We start from the raw sequence: 18,562 nt of genomic DNA, 5'->3' as shown, positions 1-18,562 counted from the left end.
ACCGTTGCACATACAAATCAATATTGTTAGGATAAAAAATGGCATTCGATAAAGACGCATTTTTGACCGCATTGGATAGCATGACGGTCATGGAACTCAACGACTTGGTGAAAGCCATCGAAGAGAAATTCGGCGTAAGCGCAGCTGCAATGGCTGCTCCTGCTGCTGGTGGCGGTGCAACTGCTGCAGCTGCTGAAGAGCAGACAGAATTCAACGTAGTTTTGCTCGACGCTGGTGCAACTAAGGTTTCTGTGATTAAGGCTGTTCGCGAAATCACAGGTCTGGGCCTCAAGGAAGCTAAAGACTTGGTCGATGGCGCACCCAAGAACGTCAAAGAAGGCATTGCTAAGGCAGATGCTGAAGCTGCTGTTAAGAAGCTGGTGGAAGCTGGCGCTAAGGCAGAACTCAAGTAAATTCAACTTGTGTGATAGGCTGGGAGCCCGTAAAAGGTTCCCAGCCTTTTTGCGCTGTAAAGAGCGCACTGAAAAGCAAACCAGTGGTTTGTTTTTCAGTGTCTTCTGATTCCGACTGCAGAAGATGCCTTGGTTCGGGCTGTGCGCAATGTACAGCCGTCCGCCAATGGTTGGTAGTGGCCAATCACCAAGCAGTATTGACGGAAAAGCTCAATACGACAGTCGCCTAGGACCCCCAGGATTCCTCAGTCTTTGCCCGGAGATCTAATGGCTTACACATTCACTGAACGCAAACGTATTCGTAAAAATTTCGGAAGCCGCGATAGCGTGCTCGAAATCCCCTACTTGCTGCAGATGCAGAAAGACGCATATGTTGCGTTTTTGCAAGCAGATGTCGCGCCAAAGAAGCGCACAGCAGAGGGCCTTCAAGCGGCCTTTGAGGCAGCTTTTCCGATAGTCTCCCACAATGGCTTTGTCGAGATGAAGTACCTTGAGTACAACTTGGCCAAACCCACGTTTGATGTTCGTGAATGTCAGACGCGCGGTTTGACATTTGCCTCCGCTGTCCGAGCCAAAGTTCAGTTGATCATCTATGACCGCGAGTCTTCTACAACACAAAACAAAGTTGTAAAAGAAGTGAAGGAGCAAGAAGTCTACATGGGCGAAGTCCCGTTGATGACAAGCAAAGGTTCTTTCATCATCAACGGAACTGAGCGCGTGATTGTGTCGCAGTTGCACCGATCTCCTGGCGTATTCTTCGAACACGATAAGGGCAAGACGCACAGCTCTGGAAAGCTGCTTTTCTCTGCTCGGATCATTCCGTACCGCGGCTCCTGGTTGGATTTTGAATTTGATCCTAAAGACCTGTTGTATTTCCGTGTGGACCGCCGCAGAAAAATGCCGGTCACGATTTTGCTTAAGGCGATTGGTCTAAACAACGAATCTATCTTGGCCAATTTCTTTGTGAACGACAATTTCCGTCTGATGGACAGCGGCGCACAAATGGAGTTTGTGGCTGAACGTTTACGAGGTGAAGTTGCTCGTTTTGACATTACAGACAAGAGCGGCAAGGTCGTTGTCGCCAAAGACAAACGTGTCACCGCGCGTCATACACGTGAGCTAGAGCAATCTGGCACTAGCCATATCAGCGTCCCTGAAGACTTCCTCATCGGTCGTGTTGTGGCACGCAATGTAATCGATGGCGATACCGGTGAGATCATTGCAAAAGCCAATGAAGAACTGACAGAAACGCTCTTGAAAAAGTTGCGGTCCGCCGGTATTTTGGACTTGCCTTGCATCTATACCAATGAGTTGGATCAAGGTGCCTACATCTCTCAAACTCTGCGTACTGACGAGACAGCGGATGAGTTTGCAGCGCGGGTTGCCATCTACCGCATGATGCGTCCTGGCGAGCCGCCAACGGAAGACGCGGTGCAAGCGCTATTCCAACGGCTGTTCTACAACCCTGATACCTACGATTTGTCACGCGTTGGCCGCATGAAGTTCAATGCAAAAATGGGACGCCCTGACTCTAAGGGTCCTATGGTGTTGACCAACGAAGACATTTTGGCTGTGGCAAAAATCTTGGTGGATCTGCGCAACGGTCGTGGTGAAGTCGACGATATTGACCATTTGGGAAATCGGCGCGTTCGCTGCGTAGGTGAATTGGCTGAGAACCAGTATCGCACCGGCTTGGCGCGTATCGAGAAGGCTGTGAAAGAGCGTTTAGGTCAGGCGGAGCAAGAGCCCTTGATGCCACACGACTTAATCAATAGCAAGCCAATCTCCGCAGCCCTGAAGGAGTTTTTTGGCGCGTCTCAGTTGTCTCAGTTCATGGATCAGACGAATCCTCTGTCCGAGATTACGCATAAGCGACGTGTGTCTGCCCTTGGCCCAGGCGGATTGACACGGGAGCGTGCAGGTTTTGAAGTGCGTGACGTTCACGTCACGCATTACGGTCGCGTTTGCCCGATTGAAACTCCAGAAGGACCAAACATTGGTCTTATCAATTCGCTGGCTTTGTACGCGCGCTTGAATGAGTATGGCTTCATCGAAACGCCATACCGTCGAGTGGTTGATGGTCAAGTAACCATGGACATTGACTATCTTTCAGCGATCGAAGAAGGAAAATATGTCATTGCCCAGGCGAACGCGGCCTTGGATGAGCAGGGCAAGTTATCTGGCGAGTTGATCTCTGCACGTGAGGCAGGCGAATCCATCTTGACTAGCGCTGACCGCGTTCAGTACATGGACGTGTCGCCTGCCCAGATTGTCTCTGTGGCGGCGTCTCTCGTACCGTTCCTCGAACATGACGATGCAAACCGTGCCTTGATGGGTGCCAATATGTCTCGCCAAGCCGTTCCAGTACTGCGTCCTGAAAAGCCTATGGTTGGCACCGGTATTGAACGCGTAGCAGCAGTTGACTCTGGCACTGTGGTAACCGCCTCCCGGGGCGGGGTTGTCGACTATGTGGATGCAACCCGTGTCGTGATCCGTGTGAATGATGCGGAAGCCCAGGCTGGTGAAGTTGGTGTGGACATCTACAACCTGATCAAGTATCAGCGTTCTAACCAAAACACCAACATTCACCAGCGTCCAGTTGTGAAAAAAGGCGACAAGCTGGCAAAGGGTGACGTCATTGCTGACGGTGCATCCACTGACCTAGGCGAATTGGCGCTTGGTCAGAACATGCTGATCGCGTTTATGCCGTGGAATGGCTACAACTTCGAAGATTCGATTTTGATCAGCGAGCGCGTTGTCGCTGAAGATCGTTACACATCGATCCACATTGAAGAGCTCGTCGTGATGGCGCGAGACACCAAGTTGGGCGCTGAAGAGATAAGTCGTGATATTCCGAATCTGAGCGAACACCAGCTCAATCGCCTTGACGAATCCGGCATTATTTATGTCGGTGCTGAAGTTGAACCTGGCGATACCTTGGTTGGCAAGGTGACGCCTAAGGGCGAAACCACCCTTACGCCCGAAGAAAAGTTGCTGCGTGCGATCTTCGGAGAAAAGGCCAGCGACGTTAAGGACACTTCTTTGCGTGTAGATCAGGGGTCCAAGGGGACTGTGATTGACGTTCAAGTCTTCACGCGTGAGGGCATTCAGCGTGACCGCCGTGCACAGCAGATCATCGATGACGAACTGAAGCGTTTCCGTCTCGACTTGAACGACCAAATTCGTATCGTTGAGTCCGATGCATTTGATCGTATCGAAAAACTATTGATCGGCAAGGTTGCCAATGGTGGTCCGCAGAAGCTCGCCAAAGGCACGAAGATCGACAAAGCGTACTTGTCAGCTGTGGACCGTTTCCATTGGTTCGACATTCGCCCTGCTGATGACGAAGTGGCAACACAGCTCGAAAGCATCAAGAATTCGCTTGAGCAAACACGACACAGCTTCGACTTGGCTTTTGAAGAGAAGCGCAAGAAACTGACGCAAGGCGACGAGCTGCCAGCGGGCGTTTTGAAGATGGTGAAGGTGTATATCGCTGTCAAGCGTCGCCTGCAGCCTGGTGACAAGATGGCGGGCCGACATGGAAACAAGGGTGTGGTCTCAAAGATCGTCCCCGTGGAAGATATGCCTTACATGGCAGACGGCACACCGTGCGATATCTGTCTGAACCCCTTGGGTGTGCCTTCACGTATGAACGTGGGTCAGGTGTTGGAAGTTCACTTGGGCTGGGCTGGCAAGGGTATTGGACAGCGCATTGGCGATATGTTGCAAGAACAAGCCAAGGTTGCTGAGATTCGTACATTCATGGAGAAGCTCTACAACGGCACTGGCCGCAAGGAAGATCTCACTCAACTGAGCGACCATGAAGTCTTGGAGATGGCGCACAACCTGAAATCTGGCGTGCCTTTCGCCACACCAGTGTTTGACGGTGCCTCTGAGCAAGAAATTCGCTCTATGTTGCAACTGGCTTACCCGGACGAAATCGCTGCACAGAAGGGCCTTACAGCCACACGTACGCAAGCAAACCTGTTCGACGGCCGTTCTGGCGAGCCCTTCGATCGTCCCACCACTATCGGCTATATGCACTTCTTGAAGTTGCACCATTTGGTGGATGACAAGATGCATGCCCGCTCAACTGGACCTTACAGCTTGGTGACCCAACAACCATTGGGTGGTAAGGCGCAGTTCGGTGGACAGCGTTTTGGTGAAATGGAAGTTTGGGCGCTGGAAGCCTATGGCGCTTCCTACACCTTGCAAGAAATGTTGACTGTTAAGTCAGACGACGTTCAAGGTCGCACCAAAGTTTACGAGAGCATTGTCAAGGGCGAGCACTCGATTGAAGCGGGCATGCCCGAGTCGTTCAATGTGTTGGTCAAGGAAATTAGATCCTTGGGCATTGATATTGAACTTGAGCGTAACTGATCACGAACAAGAAAAGGATTTAACCCATGAAATCATTACTAGACCTGTTCAAGCAGTTCACGCCCGACGAACATTTCGAAGCCATCAAAATTGGAATGGCTTCTCCAGAGAAGATTCGTTCCTGGTCGTTCGGTGAAGTTAAGAAGCCTGAAACTATCAATTACCGCACGTTCAAACCCGAGCGCGACGGCCTGTTTTGCGCCAAGATCTTTGGACCTATCAAAGACTACGAATGCTTGTGCGGTAAGTACAAACGTCTGAAGCACCGTGGCGTCATTTGCGAAAAGTGCGGCGTCGAAGTGACCCAAACCAAAGTGCGCCGTGAGCGCATGGGCCATATCGACTTAGCAGCACCTTGCGCCCACATCTGGTTCTTAAAGTCATTGCCAAGCCGTTTGGGCTTGGTGTTGGATATGACATTGCGGGACATTGAGCGTGTGTTGTACTTTGAAGCATACGTGGTCACAGATCCAGGCATGACGCCACTGAAGAAATTCAGCATCATGTCGGAAGACGACTTTGATGCGAAGTTCAAAGAGTATGGCGATGAGTTTCAGGCCAAAATGGGCGCGGAAGGCATCAAAGATTTGCTGCAAAGCATTGACATTGATGGTTCTATTGAAAAGCTGCGCAACGATCCTACCGGCTCGGAGCTCAAGATCAAAAAGAACACCAAGCGTCTGAAGTTGCTTGAAGCGTTCAAAAAATCTGGTATCAAGCCCGAATGGATGGTGTTGGAAGTGCTGCCTGTACTCCCACCAGATCTACGTCCATTGGTGCCGCTGGATGGTGGTCGTTTTGCAACGTCCGACTTGAACGACTTGTACCGTCGTGTGATCAACCGGAACAGCCGCCTGCGTAGATTGCTGGAGTTGAAGGCCCCAGAAATTATTGCGCGCAATGAAAAGCGTATGTTGCAAGAAGCCGTGGACAGCTTGCTGGACAATGGCCGCCGTGGTAAAGCCATGACTGGCGCAAACAAGCGTGCTCTGAAGTCATTGGCCGACATGATCAAAGGTAAGAGCGGTCGCTTCCGTCAAAACCTTTTGGGCAAGCGTGTTGACTACTCTGGGCGTTCCGTCATTGTGGTGGGTCCAACACTCAAGCTGCACCAGTGCGGTTTGCCGAAACTGATGGCCTTGGAGTTGTTCAAGCCTTTCATCTTTGCTCGCTTAGAAGCCATGGGCATTGCGACAACGATTAAAGCTGCCAAGAAAGAAGTCGAGTCAGGCACACCGGTGGTCTGGGACATCTTGGAAGAGGTGATCAAAGAGCACCCCGTGATGTTGAACCGCGCACCTACGCTACATCGTTTGGGTATCCAAGCCTTTGAGCCTGTGTTGATTGAAGGTAAAGCGATCCAATTGCACCCACTGGTCTGTTCGGCGTTCAATGCTGACTTTGACGGTGACCAAATGGCCGTACACGTACCTTTGTCTGTGGAAGCGCAGATGGAGTGCCGTACTTTGATGCTTGCGTCGAACAACGTCCTGTTCCCATCCAATGGCGAACCGTCCATTGTTCCGTCTCAAGACGTCGTTCTAGGCCTGTACTACACGACACGTGACCGTATCAACGGCAAAGGTGAGGGCCTGATCTTCTCCGACACCGGAGAAGTTCAACGCGCGTTTGATGCGGGTCAAGTGGAACTGAACGCCAAAATCAACGTTCGTCTAACTGAGTACACCAAAGACAAAGAAACGGGCGAGTTTGTGCCCTCTGTAAAGCTGTGGGAAACCACCGCAGGTCGTGCACTTTTGTCCGAAATCTTGCCGAAAGGCTTGCCCTTCTCCAACATCAACAAGGCGTTGAAGAAGAAGGAAATTTCGAAGCTTATCAACGTCTCTTTCCGTAAGTGCGGATTGAAAGAAACCGTTGTTTTTGCTGACAAGTTACTGCAATACGGCTTCCGTCTCGCGACCAAGGCAGGTATTTCCATCTGTATCGACGACATGTTGGTGCCAACCGAAAAGCCTGGGATCATTGAGCGTGCTGAAAACGAAGTTAAGGAAATTGCGCAGCAGTACACGTCTGGCTTGGTGACAACCGGCGAGCGCTACAACAAGGTGGTGGACATCTGGGGTAAGGCCGGTGACGAAGTCTCCAAGGTGATGATGTCCCAGTTGTCCAAAGAAATGGTGACTGATCGTCACGGCAATAAAGTGCCGCAAGAGTCTTTCAACTCCATCTACATGATGGCTGACTCGGGCGCTCGTGGTTCTGCAGCCCAGATTCGACAAGTTGCTGGTATGCGTGGTTTGATGGCTAAGCCTGATGGCTCGATCATCGAAACACCTATTACTGCGAACTTCCGCGAAGGCTTGAATGTGTTGGAGTACTTCATCTCCACCCACGGCGCTCGTAAAGGTTTGGCTGATACGGCTTTGAAGACAGCTAACTCAGGCTACCTCACTCGCCGTTTGGTTGACGTTACCCAAGACTTGGTTGTTACCGAGCAAGACTGCGGTACGCACAACGGGTACCTCATGCGCGCAATCGTTGAAGGCGGTGAGGTTATTGAGTCTTTGCGTGATCGCGTATTGGGCCGTACGACTGCTGACGATGTGATCCATCCAGAGAACCGTTCGGTATTGGCTGTCGCTGGCACCATGCTGGACGAGGACATGATTGACGACTTGGAAGCTGCAGGCGTTGATGAGTTGAAGGTACGCACAGCCCTGACTTGCGAGACTCGCTTTGGTATTTGCGCCAAATGCTACGGCCGCGATCTGGGCCGTGGTGGCTTGGTGAACGGTGGTGAAGCAGTGGGTGTGATCGCTGCGCAGTCGATCGGCGAGCCAGGTACACAGTTGACCATGCGTACGTTCCACATCGGTGGTGCGGCATCGCGCTCTGCGATTGCGGCCAGCGTAGAAGCGAAGTCCAACGGTACCATTGGCTTCAACGCAACGATGCGTTATGTAACCAACGGCAAGAAAGAATTGGTTGTAATTTCTCGCTCCGGTGAAATCGTGATTCACGACGAGCATGGCCGCGAACGTGAGCGCCATAAGGTTCCATACGGCGCTGTGTTGACCGTGAAGGCCGACCAAGCGATCAAAGCTGGCGCGATTTTGGCGAACTGGGATCCATTGACTCGTCCAATCATTACCGAGTTTGCTGGACGTGCTCACTTCGAGAACGTCGAAGAAGGCCTCACTGTTGCGCGCCAAGTGGACGAGGTCACTGGCCTGTCAACCTTGGTCGTGATCGATCCGAAACGCCGTGGCTCTGCCAAGGTGATTCGTCCCCAGGTGAAACTGATTGATGCTTCCGGCAATGAAGTCAAGATCCCTGGCACCGATCACTCTGTGACGATTGGTTTCCCGGTCGGCGCCTTGGTTCAAGTACGCGACGGCCAGGATGTTGGTTCTGGTGAGGTGCTGGCACGTATCCCGATTGAAGGCCAGAAAACTCGCGATATTACCGGTGGTCTCCCACGCGTGGCCGAGTTGTTTGAAGCACGTACACCCAAGGACAAAGGTGTGTTGGCCGAAGCCACAGGAACTGTTTCCTTCGGTAAAGAGACCAAAGGTAAAGTTCGTCTGCAAATCACGGATCCTGAGGGCCGCGTGTGGGAAGAGCTCGTGCCAAAGGAAAAGAACATCTTGGTGCATGAAGGCCAGGTGGTCAACAAGGGTGAGTCCGTGGTGGACGGACCGGCAGATCCGCAAGACATCTTGCGATTGCTGGGTTCCGAAGAGTTGGCCCGTTACATCGTCGACGAAGTGCAGGATGTCTATCGCTTGCAAGGCGTGAAGATCAACGACAAGCACATTGAAGTGATTGTTCGCCAAATGTTGCGTCGCGTCGTTGTGGAGAGTGCCGGTGACTCCACTTACATCAATGGCGAACAGGTCGAGCGTTCCGAGATGCTCAATACCAACGATGCTCTGCGAGCGGAAGGCAAGATCCCAGCGACGTACACCAACTTGCTCTTGGGTATCACCAAAGCATCGCTGTCCACGGATAGCTTCATTAGCGCAGCGTCCTTCCAAGAAACGACGCGCGTGCTGACTGAAGCCGCAATCATGGGCAAGCGTGATGAGTTGCGTGGTCTCAAGGAAAACGTGATTGTTGGGCGTTTGATTCCCGCGGGCACAGGCTTGGCTTACCACGAAGCCCGTGCAGTGCGCGAGAAGATGGACGACGCAGAGCGCCGCGCTATCGCCGAAGCCGATGCTGCGGAACTCGCGGGGACTGCCGAAGAAGACGCAGACCACTCTACTAGCGAAGGTGCTGCTGCCGAATAGTTCGACGTAGAACTAAAATAAAAACGCCCCAAGACGTCGAACGGCGCTTGGGGCGTTTTGCATTGAATCAGCCAACCAAGGACGAAATCCGCGATGACAGGCCCCGTAGTTTTGTGGATGTTTGCAGCCGTCTGCATGTTTTGGGCAATAGGTGCTTACAACCGTTTAGTTCGCCTGCGCGCCCGTGGAGCGGATGCATGGGGCTCCATGGAGAAACAAATGCGAAAGTATTTGCCCTTGGTTCTTGCCCACTTAAACCTCACATCGGTACCCGAAGTCCCAGACCCATCTCAACTAGAGGCTCTTGACCTTCCATTGTTGTGGCACCGCCTCCTTAAGGAGCTGCTGCAACTTGAACAGACACTGAGGGCCACCCGCCACTTTCCTCTCAAAGAGGGTGCGTCAAAAGGTCTTAAAGCGGCGTTCGACAGCGTGCTGACCACGTGGAACGAGCTTTGTTGTGCTCCAGGTGATCTAGCGGGTGCGCAAGTGCCTTTCGAGTTGCACCAAGAGTGGGATGCGATCACTGAAAAGACGAAGTCTTCAGTCGGAGGCTTGAATCAGATCTTGGAAAGATACAACGAAGCTATTCATCAATTCCCTGCAAGTTTGATTGCCCAGGCGATGCGCTTTCATTCAGTAGAAAAAATATAAAAAATGCTTACACCTTCCCCTAGAACGCCCTTATGGACTCAACTGCAGTTAGCGGCACAAGTGGTACAAGCAGTGCGCACCGGGGCATCTGGTACTGCAGCCATTGACGGGATTCCTGCTGATCTAAGGCCCGGCGTACAGGCTTTGGCGTTCCATGTCTGGAGACATCTTGGCCGTGCTGAATTACTCCTCAGCCAACTTGTGACCAAGCGACCAACCCCTGCAGCGCATGCGTTACTGTGCACCGCATTGGCACTTGTTGCGAGTCCTACTCAGACTTTGTACGATCCACATACGCTGGTCAACCAAGCTGTTGAAGCGGCGAAGCGTAGCCAGCAACTCCGCCAGCAGGCTAACTTCATTAACGCTTGCTTGCGGAGGTACTTGCGCGAGAAAACCACTCTGGACGCAGTGGTTCAAGATACGCCCGTAGCCCAGCACAATCACCCGCAATGGTGGATTGACCGTTTGCGCCAAGAGTACCCCGACGCGTGGCAGGGCATTCTTTCCGCCAACAATGCAGCTGGCCCTATGACTTTGCGTGTCAACCACCGCCAAACGACCCGGGATCGCTACTTGGACGACCTCATTGCGGCAGGGCACGACGCTATCGCCGTTGGGCCGGTTGCCATTAGGCTGCAGAGCGCTGTGCCGGTAAACAAACTTCCGGGGTTTTGGGATGGAATGGTTTCCGTGCAAGATGCCGCAGCCCAACTAGCTGCTCCCCTATTGCTCAACGGTCTACAGCATTCAAAAACGACACGCATACTGGACGCTTGTGCTGCCCCTGGCGGAAAAACTGGGCATTTACTGGAACTGACCGACGCTGAGGTAAGCGCACTGGACATAGATCCCAAACGCTGCGAACGCATACGTCAAAATACCGGGCGGCTCAAGTTACGTGCTGAAGTGCTGAGTGCTGACGCCTCTCAACCAGAACGTTGGTGGGACGGGCGTCAGTTTGACGCGATCTTGCTGGATGCCCCTTGCACAGCATCTGGCATCGTGCGTAGGCACCCGGACGTAAGGTGGCTGCGGCGTGAGACCGACATTGCACAACTCGCAGCTGAGCAAAAGGCTCTCCTAAGCACCCTATGGCCTCTAGTTAAAGTGGGTGGGCGACTGCTGTACTGCACGTGTTCCGTCTTCAAAGCCGAGGGTAGTGAGCAAATCGCAACGTTTCTCTCACGCAACACCGACGCGAGCTTACTGCCATCTCCAGGCCATTTACTGCCGCAAAGCTACAACGCTGGCCATCCTGTCCCTGACAATCAGCCGAATGACCATGACGGTTTCTATTACGCACTCTTGCAAAAGCAGCTGGGCTGAACTACGGCGGGTATTCGCTATAGCTTTACTGGTGCTCTTGACCGTGTTTTCGGCGAAGGCACAAGTCTCTACAGATGCGCAGCTCTTGCGTGTCGAACGCGTTGATGACGAGGTCTCAATTTCCACGGTACTCCCCATCGAAATTCCCAGTGCCGTCGAAGAGGCCTTGCAAAAAGGCCTGCCCTTGTTCTTTATCGCGGAAGCCGAGCTGGTGCGGGAGCGTTGGTACTGGTACGACAAGCGGGTCGTTTTGGTGGAGCGGCACACTCGATTGGCGTTTCAACCCTTGACCCGCAAGTGGCGCGTCACCGTGAGTTCAGGCCCTACCAAGGCGGGAAGTACCGGTTTGTCTCTTAACCAAAACTTTGAGACCCTGTCCGATGCCCTAGGCGTGGTGCGTCGGGTGTCCCGTTGGAAGATTGCAGACGTTAGTGACCTTGATCCTACGGTGAAATACAAAGTGGACTTTAGATTCAGACTCGATTTGAGTCTGTTGCCTCTCCCTTTCCAAATCGGCACCCTCGGGCAGACCGATTGGGACCTTGCATTCAATAGGACAGCGTCGCTTCCAGCGGAGCTTAGTAAGTGAGATCAGCGACCGAGCCTATTGCACCAACAGTAGCCCAGAAGGCGACTTCCCGGGTAGTCAGGCGGACAATTGCCGCTGGCGCTGCAGCAATGGTTCTCATTGGCTTGGTGCTGTTGTTCTTGCTCACGCAAGCCACCAACAATCGGGAACTGTACGAGCGCAATTACGCTTGGCTCTTCACGATCAATGTGGCCGTCGCAGCCATGCTCCTGTGCGGAGTTGCGTGGGTCGGCTTTCGTCTGTATGCACGCTTAAGAGACGGCAAGTTTGGTAGCCGGCTGTTGGTGAAACTCGCCCTGATCTTCGCTTTCGTTGGATTGGGGCCAGGGCTCTTGATCTATGTGGTGTCGTACCAGTTTGTTTCTCGTTCGATTGAGACTTGGTTTGATGTCAAAGTCGAGGGTGCCTTAGAAGCGGGACTGAACTTGGGACGGGTCACACTGGATGCGCTCGCGAGTGACTTGAGTGGAAAATCAAGGTCCGCGGCGCAGCAACTTGCAGAGAGCCCGGCAACCACAACTGGCCTCGTGTTGGAGCGGCTGCTGGAGCAATTGAATGCTACCGATGTCGCAGTTTGGAGCAGTTCTGGTACTTTGATTGCTAGCGCAGGCCAAGCCAGTTTTAAGCTGACCCCCGATAAGCCGACACAGGCCCAGTTCCGTACCGCACGACTTGAACGGGCTGTTTCGTGGGTGGAGGGTTTAGAAGACTTTAGCGCTGCCACATCATCCAACGCCCGCGTCAAAGTTCTCCTGCCAATCGCAAGTGCCAGTATCGGCCTGCAGCCAGATCAACGTTATCTATTGGTATCGAGGGCGTTACCTACTAACTTGGTAGCCAATGCGTTGGCTGTTGATGCTGCATACCGCGAGTACCAAGAGCGAGCGTTGTCAAGAGACGGCCTCAAGCGCATGTACATTGGTACTCTGACCTTAAGCCTCTTCTTAGCAGTCTTCGGCGCAATTTTGCTTGCCGTTATCTTGGGCAATCAAATTGCCAAGCCTTTGCTTGTGTTGGCAGAAGGCGTTAGCCAAGTGGCTGCGGGTGACCTTACGCCCAAGCTGGCGATGCAGGGCAAAGACGAACTAGGTGGGCTAACACGTGCGTTTGCCTCGATGACACAACAGCTCGCAGAGGCCCGGCTGACGGTGCAACACAGCATGGAGCGCGTGGACGCCTCAAGAGCCAACTTGCAGACCATCTTGGATAACCTAACCGCTGGCGTGATTGTGATGGGCGCTAAAGGGGAAATACGCAGTTCGAATCCGGGAGCCACACGCATTTTGCAAATCCCGCTACGTGAGCATCAGGGTCAAAGACTGACCGATATCGACGGGCTGCAGGTGTTTGGAGCCGAAGTCGCAAGCCAATTTGTGGAGTTCTTGGCGCAGAGAGCAGAAACCGGCGCAGACCATTGGCAGCAATCCTTTCAGCTGAGCCCCAGCGGCGAGCAAAGTGAGTATGGAGCCTCAGAGAAGGCCATTACCTTGGTGGCACGGGGCGCCGAGCTACCGGACAAGGCCACTCTGCTGGTTTTTGATGACATTTCCGAAATCGTATCAGCGCAGCGTGCACAAGCGTGGGGGGAGGTGGCGCGTCGACTCGCCCATGAAATCAAAAACCCACTCACGCCCATTCAACTATCCGCCGAGCGGCTTGAGCATAAACTGGCCAGTAAGCTGCAAGGCACAGAGCTTCAAATCTTGGTGAAGTCTGTCAAGACCATTGTCGACCAAGTGGACGCGATGAAACGACTGGTCAACGAGTTTCGCGACTATGCCCGGCTACCAGCGGCAGACCTCAAGGCGGTAGACATCAATACCCTAGTTTCGGACATCCTACAGCTGTATGAAACTGGACCAGAACGATGCCCTGTGCGCATGGAGTTAGATCCTAGCTGCCCCTTGGTTCAAGGAGATGCGCAGCAACTGAGGCAGGTCATTCACAACTTGGTGCAAAACGGTCAAGATGCCTCTGACATAAGTGCGCAGGGCAATGCAGTCATTGTTCGTACGCAATGGCTAGAGAAGTCTGGGCGCGTGCGACTGGCAGTTTTAGACCATGGCGCAGGATTTTCTGAGAGCATTCTCAAACGAGCCTTCGAGCCCTACGTGACCACGAAAGCACGTGGTACTGGCTTGGGCTTGGCGGTCGTCAAAAAGATCGCTGATGAGCATGGCGCGCGCATTGACATCGGCAATCGAATACAAGATGGAGTGGTCGTGGGGGCGCAAGTCTCGTTATCATTAAACACCTACACAAACGCGTCTGCATAAGCTAACGCGCACTGTATCCTTGGGATCCAAAACAACACTATGGCTAACATTCTGGTAGTAGACGACGAGCACGGCATTCGTGATCTTCTTTGGGAGATATTGAATGACGAAGGCCATACCGTTGAGCTTGCCGAAAACGCACAGCAAGCCCGAGTAGCCCGCACACGCGAAAAACCAGACCTTGTCTTGCTCGACATATGGATGCCCGATACAGATGGCGTGACCTTGCTCAAGGAGTGGTCTTCAACCGGACAACTCACCATGCCCGTGATCATGATGAGTGGTCACGCCACGATTGATACCGCGGTAGAAGCCACCAAAATTGGGGCCATGGCTTTCTTAGAGAAACCCGTTACTTTGCAAAAGCTCCTCAAAGCCGTTGAGCAAGGATTGGCACGAGGCCTACCCGTGCGTGCGCCAGTACCTACCCAGCCTGCAGTCGCAGTGCCTCCCAGCTTTTACGTGCAAGACACAACGCCGACGGTTTTTGCAACCGCTCCTGTCGCACCAGGTCCCGTCGCTGTACAGTCTTTTGAGCTAGATAAACCGCTACGGGAAGCGCGAGACGAGTTTGAGAAAGCTTATTTTGAGTTCCACTTGGCCCAAGAACACGGCTCCATGACCCGGGTTGCTGAAAAAACGGGGTTAGAACGAACGCATCTGTACCGTAAGCTCAAACAGCTCGGCGTAGACCTTACACGCGGTAAGCGAAGCGGAAGTTGATGGCAGTTTGCGTTCTTGAGAAAAATGGTGTTATACTTGCAGGCTTAGGCCCGGTAGCTCAGTCGGTAGAGCAGAGGATTGAAAATCCTTGTGTCGGTGGTTCGATTCCGCCCCAGGCCACCAAATGACCATTTCGGTGGTCACCATGCGGGAATAGCTCAGTTGGTAGAGCGATACCTTGCCAAGGTATAGGTCGAGAGTTCGAGCCTCTTTTCCCGCTCCAAATATTAAAAAGCCCTTTAGCTCACAAGCTAGAGGGCTTTTTTTATTGCCCGTTTACTTTTCAGAGCTTAGTGCAAGGTTGGTTTGCTTTTGCTTGACAGTGTTGCAAACACGTCCCTCCATGCATCATGGTGTTTTTGCGAAAAGTCGTCCCCCATCACTTGTTGCAAGGTTTGAATGAGCACGCTGCCAAACGTATCGAAGTTGGCCGACTCCACACCGCCACAACTGTAAATGCGCTCCAGTCTATGGATGCAGCCTGAGGCAGACGACTCGTTGGCGATCGCCTGCACAGCAGCGCCAAAAGACTGCCCAATCATGATGTCACGCTTGTCGACGCCTCCGGTAAACAGGCTTGCAAAACGTGGATCCACGCGCAGAAGGTTATTGTGGAAAATGCCGACCACGACAGGACCAATGGCATCGATCCGTTTCCACGACTCCTGCACCAGCACCGCTGATTGATGATTCACGCTCGCCTCACTTTGCTCAGCCCAAGCAGAAATGCGTGGACCTTTTTGCACAGTGTCCAGTGAAACGCGGCTAGCGTCTATCCCCCAAATGGGGGAATCGTTGGCACCTTCCGCGTCACGCTGTTGCAAGGCTTTGGGCATACCACCTTCACCCTATAAATCACCTGTCAGTGTGTTTTGAACATGTACGGGCGCAGCACTGCGCAGATAGTCCGCCAAGGTTTTCCCTGCCTCATCCGCAAATCGATGGTTGGGCTCATCCAGCGGACGAACGTGTGACAAGCGGTCCAGCCTGAAGCTGCGAAAGCCCTGGCGCGTTTCGCACCAGGCCGCGAGTGTCCAAACGCTGCCCCAAAAAAAACAGCCCAGCGGGCGAACGGTACGCTGCGTATGCGCAGACTTACCGTCTTGGTAATGCAGGTGCAACTTGGTCTGCGACTGCACCGCTTCACGCAGCATTTGCAAGCAGGGCTGCAAGGTGGGATCTAAGCCAATGGGCGGAGCGTAGACCGCCATGCCCTGCGCCGCCACGCGTGCCGCAGGAGGCAGTATCGACAAAATCTTGCTCAACACGCTTTGCGAGGCTTGGGCAAGCGCCGGGTCTTGCCAGACCTGCGCCATGCGCACCGAGGCCACCAGTGCTCTGGCCTCATCCAGGCTGAACATCAAGGGAGGCAGCTCAAAGCCTTTGCCCAAGCGATAGCCCACTCCCGCCTCGCCTTCGATGGGCACCCCTTGCAGTTGCAGGTCAGCCACGTCACGGTACACCGTGCGTTCGGACACCTCCAACCTTTGGGCCAGTTGGGCGGCTGTGGTCAGCCGCCGCCCACGGATGAACTGCACGATCTGGAAAAGACGGTCTGCACGGCGCATGGCAATAAGTGGGTTAGGTGAATGACTCGCTATCGCCCATCATACTTGCGTACATTGCTCTCAAAACAGTAGCGATTCAAACTGTAGCAGCGCGAGGTCAACCTGCATAGCCTGCGCGATCCGGCGCATGTCAGCGTCGCTCACCTTAAACAAACCCAACCGGAACTTGTAGCCCCAGCGGCTGCGGTCTTCCACGAAGTCAAACATGTCTAGCAGCGGCGCGATAGGTGTCTCTTGAGCCGGTACATACGCAACGTCGCGTCGAAACGGTACAAACCCACCGCCCATGTCAAAGGGGTAGGGGCTACCTTCCTTCACCAGACCAATCGACACAAACTTTTGCAAGGTGTCTTTGCCCCCCATGGTCACCGTGGGCGCGTAGTAGGCCACCCTGTCACCCGGGGCCACACGTTGCAAGGGCGCACGCTTGCCGTGGCACACCTGCATATAGCCGCGTTCCGGTATGGCACAGCCGCGCCGCGCATGCTGTGCGCTTGCCACTGCGATCCAATTGTTGCGTGCCACGCTGTCATCACAGAAGGTGAAAGGGTTGGCAAGACTATGCATCGCTGATTCCTAGAAGCTGTTGAACACGCGTGCATGATGCGGCCCCCTTGCTGACACCGTGGTGTCAGCAGGCTTTAGCGCCTAGGGCAACCGACACCATCAGGCCATGGCCAAAGCGGCACGCCGTCCGGCCTGCGTCTGCCCACCAAAGCCCCAGTTCGCGGCAGGAAGTTCGCGCACCACCACATAGCTCGCCTGCGCCAGCGAGCCCCAGGGTGCCAATACCGCTTGTATGGCCGCATAGGCCTTGGCAACGAATGCGGCCTTCTCTGCGTCGGTGTTGGTGCCAGCGGTAATGCTGATCTCCAGAAACGCAGTGGGCCTATCCACCACCTGGCCGCCAATATGCCAACGCGCGGCCGGAATATCTTCAATGATGACCACCGTCACGCCGCGCAGCTTGTGCAGCACCTCGGCCGTCAGCTGTGTCAGCTCAGTAGCCAAGGCGTGGTACTCGGCGGGGTTTTGCAGCGGTGAGACTTTGAGAAGCAAAGTGGGCATAACCGTGCTCCTTACTGGGTGAGGCTGGAACTGAGCCGACCCAACGCACCCTGGCTTCGGCGCAATCCATAGGCCAGCGCATTGCGCGAGGCCGTGTAGCCCCTGACCCATTGGCTTCCTAGGTAATGCCAAAAGGCATCTTGTGCTTGCGATCTGGCCGAAGCGGCTTGGGCGCGCGCTAGGTGGTGGATACGGGCAAGTTCTGCGGCTGAGTAAGTCATGGTGTTTCCTGGTGGTTTTGACAGTGACTTCACTGTATTGAAATACCAGAGCCTTAGAAACCGCCTAAAACAGGTAATGGTTTTGCAGTAAGTGCAAAACCAATCACAATACTGCGATGCAACTCCAACTTGACGACATCGCTTTGTTCATCCGCATCGCAGAACTGGGCACGCTGTCTGCAGCCGCCCGCGAGCGCAATGCGCCCGTCAGCCAAGTCACGCGCGCATTGGCGCGGCTAGAGGCCGGCTGTGGGGTGCGCTTGCTGCATCGCACGACCCACGGACTCAGCATGACGGATGAAGGCGACACTTTCTTGTCCTATGGCCGCAAGCTGATGGACACCACCGCTGAGCTAGGCAGTGAAATCTCCGGCAAGCTAGCCGGGCCCAGCGGCTGGGTGCGCGTGAGCGCCAGCCCCATCATGTCCGACTGCGTATTGGCACCCAGCATCAACGGCCTGTATCGCCGTTACCCGGCCTTGCATTTGGATATCAACGCGGATGACCGCATCGCCGACATGGCGCGCGACGGCATCGACGTGGCCATCCGCAGCGGCACGCTCAACACCGACACCTTGGTGGCCCGCAAAATCGGAGAGCATGGGCGCATCGTGTGTGCTGCGCCTGACTACTTGGCCACCCATGGCACGCCGCAACGCCCGGAGGACCTACAACACCACCGCCTGATCGCCAGCAGCGCCAGCCCCACGCTGAACCGTTGGTCATTCGCAGATAGCCAGGGGCCCGGCGAATACCAAGTCAAGGGCTACACCCGCACGGACAACACCGCTTTGCTGCTGAGCATGGCGCTGCAAGGCGTAGGTATTGCGCGCATCAATGACCTGTACGCCTTGCCCCTCATCCGCGAGGGACGACTTGTTCCCATCTTGCAAAGCTACTTTGCCAGCCCACGCATCCCCATCTACGCGGTCATGCTGCAAGAGCGGCAACGCCTGCCCAAGATACGCGCTTGCATCGACTACTGGGCCGAATGGTTAGCGGCCAGTGGCGCCGGGTAAGGCATAGGTAACCTATGGGTGAGGGCCAAAGCCCACCCAATTCAACTGGCGGAACATGTAACAGTGGAG

At 54.1% G+C, this 18,562-nt stretch carries 14 protein-coding genes and 2 tRNA genes; 11 read left to right on the top strand and 5 right to left on the bottom strand.

Translation table 11 applies throughout. The features are described from left to right. Positions 1-38: 38 nt before the first annotated feature. From rplL to EXZ61_RS19870, 10 genes are all read left to right on the top strand, one after another. On the top strand, positions 39-413 hold the full coding sequence (gene rplL / locus EXZ61_RS19915) for a 50S ribosomal protein L7/L12 (RefSeq protein ID WP_142813682.1): 375 nt from the start codon (positions 39-41) through the stop codon (positions 411-413). A 267-nt stretch (positions 414-680) separates the two neighbouring features. Beyond that, positions 681-4,793, top strand: a complete 4,113-nt coding sequence (gene rpoB / locus EXZ61_RS19910; RefSeq protein ID WP_142813681.1) for a DNA-directed RNA polymerase subunit beta — start codon at positions 681-683, stop codon at positions 4,791-4,793. Between the two features lie 26 nt (positions 4,794-4,819). Beyond that, positions 4,820-9,046, top strand: a complete 4,227-nt coding sequence (gene rpoC / locus EXZ61_RS19905; protein WP_142813680.1) for a DNA-directed RNA polymerase subunit beta' — start codon at positions 4,820-4,822, stop codon at positions 9,044-9,046. A gap of 93 nt (positions 9,047-9,139) precedes the next feature. Continuing rightward, positions 9,140-9,700 (top strand): LemA family protein, encoded by a 561-nt coding sequence (locus EXZ61_RS19900; RefSeq protein WP_142813679.1) that lies wholly within the window; start codon positions 9,140-9,142, stop codon positions 9,698-9,700. A gap of 3 nt (positions 9,701-9,703) precedes the next feature. Further along, positions 9,704-11,029, top strand: a complete 1,326-nt coding sequence (gene rsmB / locus EXZ61_RS19895) for a 16S rRNA (cytosine(967)-C(5))-methyltransferase RsmB (protein WP_142813678.1) — start codon at positions 9,704-9,706, stop codon at positions 11,027-11,029. After that, the gene (locus EXZ61_RS19890; RefSeq protein WP_142813677.1) at positions 10,986-11,618 is read left to right on the top strand and encodes a DUF4390 domain-containing protein; all 633 of its coding nucleotides are present in this window, start codon (positions 10,986-10,988) and stop codon (positions 11,616-11,618) included. The genes rsmB and EXZ61_RS19890 overlap by 44 nt, the downstream gene beginning before the upstream one ends. Positions 11,619-11,707: 89 nt before the next feature. Continuing rightward, entirely contained in the window at positions 11,708-13,894 is a 2,187-nt protein-coding gene (locus EXZ61_RS19885; protein WP_142813676.1) for a sensor histidine kinase, read from the top strand. Positions 13,895-13,933: 39 nt separating this feature from the next. Beyond that, on the top strand, positions 13,934-14,617 hold the full coding sequence (locus EXZ61_RS19880) for a response regulator (RefSeq protein WP_142813675.1): 684 nt from the start codon (positions 13,934-13,936) through the stop codon (positions 14,615-14,617). 47 nt (positions 14,618-14,664) lie between these two features. After that, positions 14,665-14,740, top strand: a tRNA-Phe gene (locus EXZ61_RS19875). 24 nt (positions 14,741-14,764) lie between these two features. Then, a tRNA-Gly gene (locus EXZ61_RS19870) sits at positions 14,765-14,840 on the top strand. Positions 14,841-14,907: 67 nt separating this feature from the next. On the opposite strand, the gene EXZ61_RS19865 is transcribed toward EXZ61_RS19870, so the two are convergent. From EXZ61_RS19865 to EXZ61_RS21960, 5 genes are all read right to left on the bottom strand, one after another. Continuing rightward, complete coding sequence (locus tag EXZ61_RS19865) at positions 14,908-15,453, bottom strand: globin domain-containing protein (protein ID WP_142813674.1); 546 nt, start codon at positions 15,451-15,453, stop codon at positions 14,908-14,910. 12 nt (positions 15,454-15,465) lie between these two features. Then, a complete protein-coding gene (locus EXZ61_RS19860; RefSeq protein WP_142813673.1) occupies positions 15,466-16,185 on the bottom strand; it encodes a helix-turn-helix transcriptional regulator in 720 nt (239 codons plus the stop codon). Between the two features lie 60 nt (positions 16,186-16,245). Next, positions 16,246-16,752: an EVE domain-containing protein gene (locus tag EXZ61_RS19855; protein WP_178084870.1), complete on the bottom strand. Its 507-nt coding sequence runs from the start codon at positions 16,750-16,752 to the stop codon at positions 16,246-16,248. A 99-nt stretch (positions 16,753-16,851) separates the two neighbouring features. Further along, positions 16,852-17,253, bottom strand: a complete 402-nt coding sequence (locus tag EXZ61_RS19850; RefSeq protein ID WP_168224835.1) for a tautomerase family protein — start codon at positions 17,251-17,253, stop codon at positions 16,852-16,854. Positions 17,254-17,264: 11 nt separating this feature from the next. Next, complete coding sequence (locus EXZ61_RS21960; protein WP_168224834.1) at positions 17,265-17,474, bottom strand: hypothetical protein; 210 nt, start codon at positions 17,472-17,474, stop codon at positions 17,265-17,267. 116 nt (positions 17,475-17,590) lie between these two features. Here EXZ61_RS21960 and EXZ61_RS19845 point away from each other — a divergent pair, with 116 nt between their 5' ends. Then, positions 17,591-18,493 (top strand): LysR family transcriptional regulator, encoded by a 903-nt coding sequence (locus EXZ61_RS19845; RefSeq protein ID WP_142813671.1) that lies wholly within the window; start codon positions 17,591-17,593, stop codon positions 18,491-18,493. Positions 18,494-18,562: the final 69 nt, after the last annotated feature.

The organism is Rhodoferax aquaticus (assembly GCF_006974105.1).
Taxonomy (GTDB): domain Bacteria; phylum Pseudomonadota; class Gammaproteobacteria; order Burkholderiales; family Burkholderiaceae_C; genus Allorhodoferax; species Allorhodoferax aquaticus_A.
This window is presented reverse-complemented; position numbering and strand designations above follow the sequence as displayed.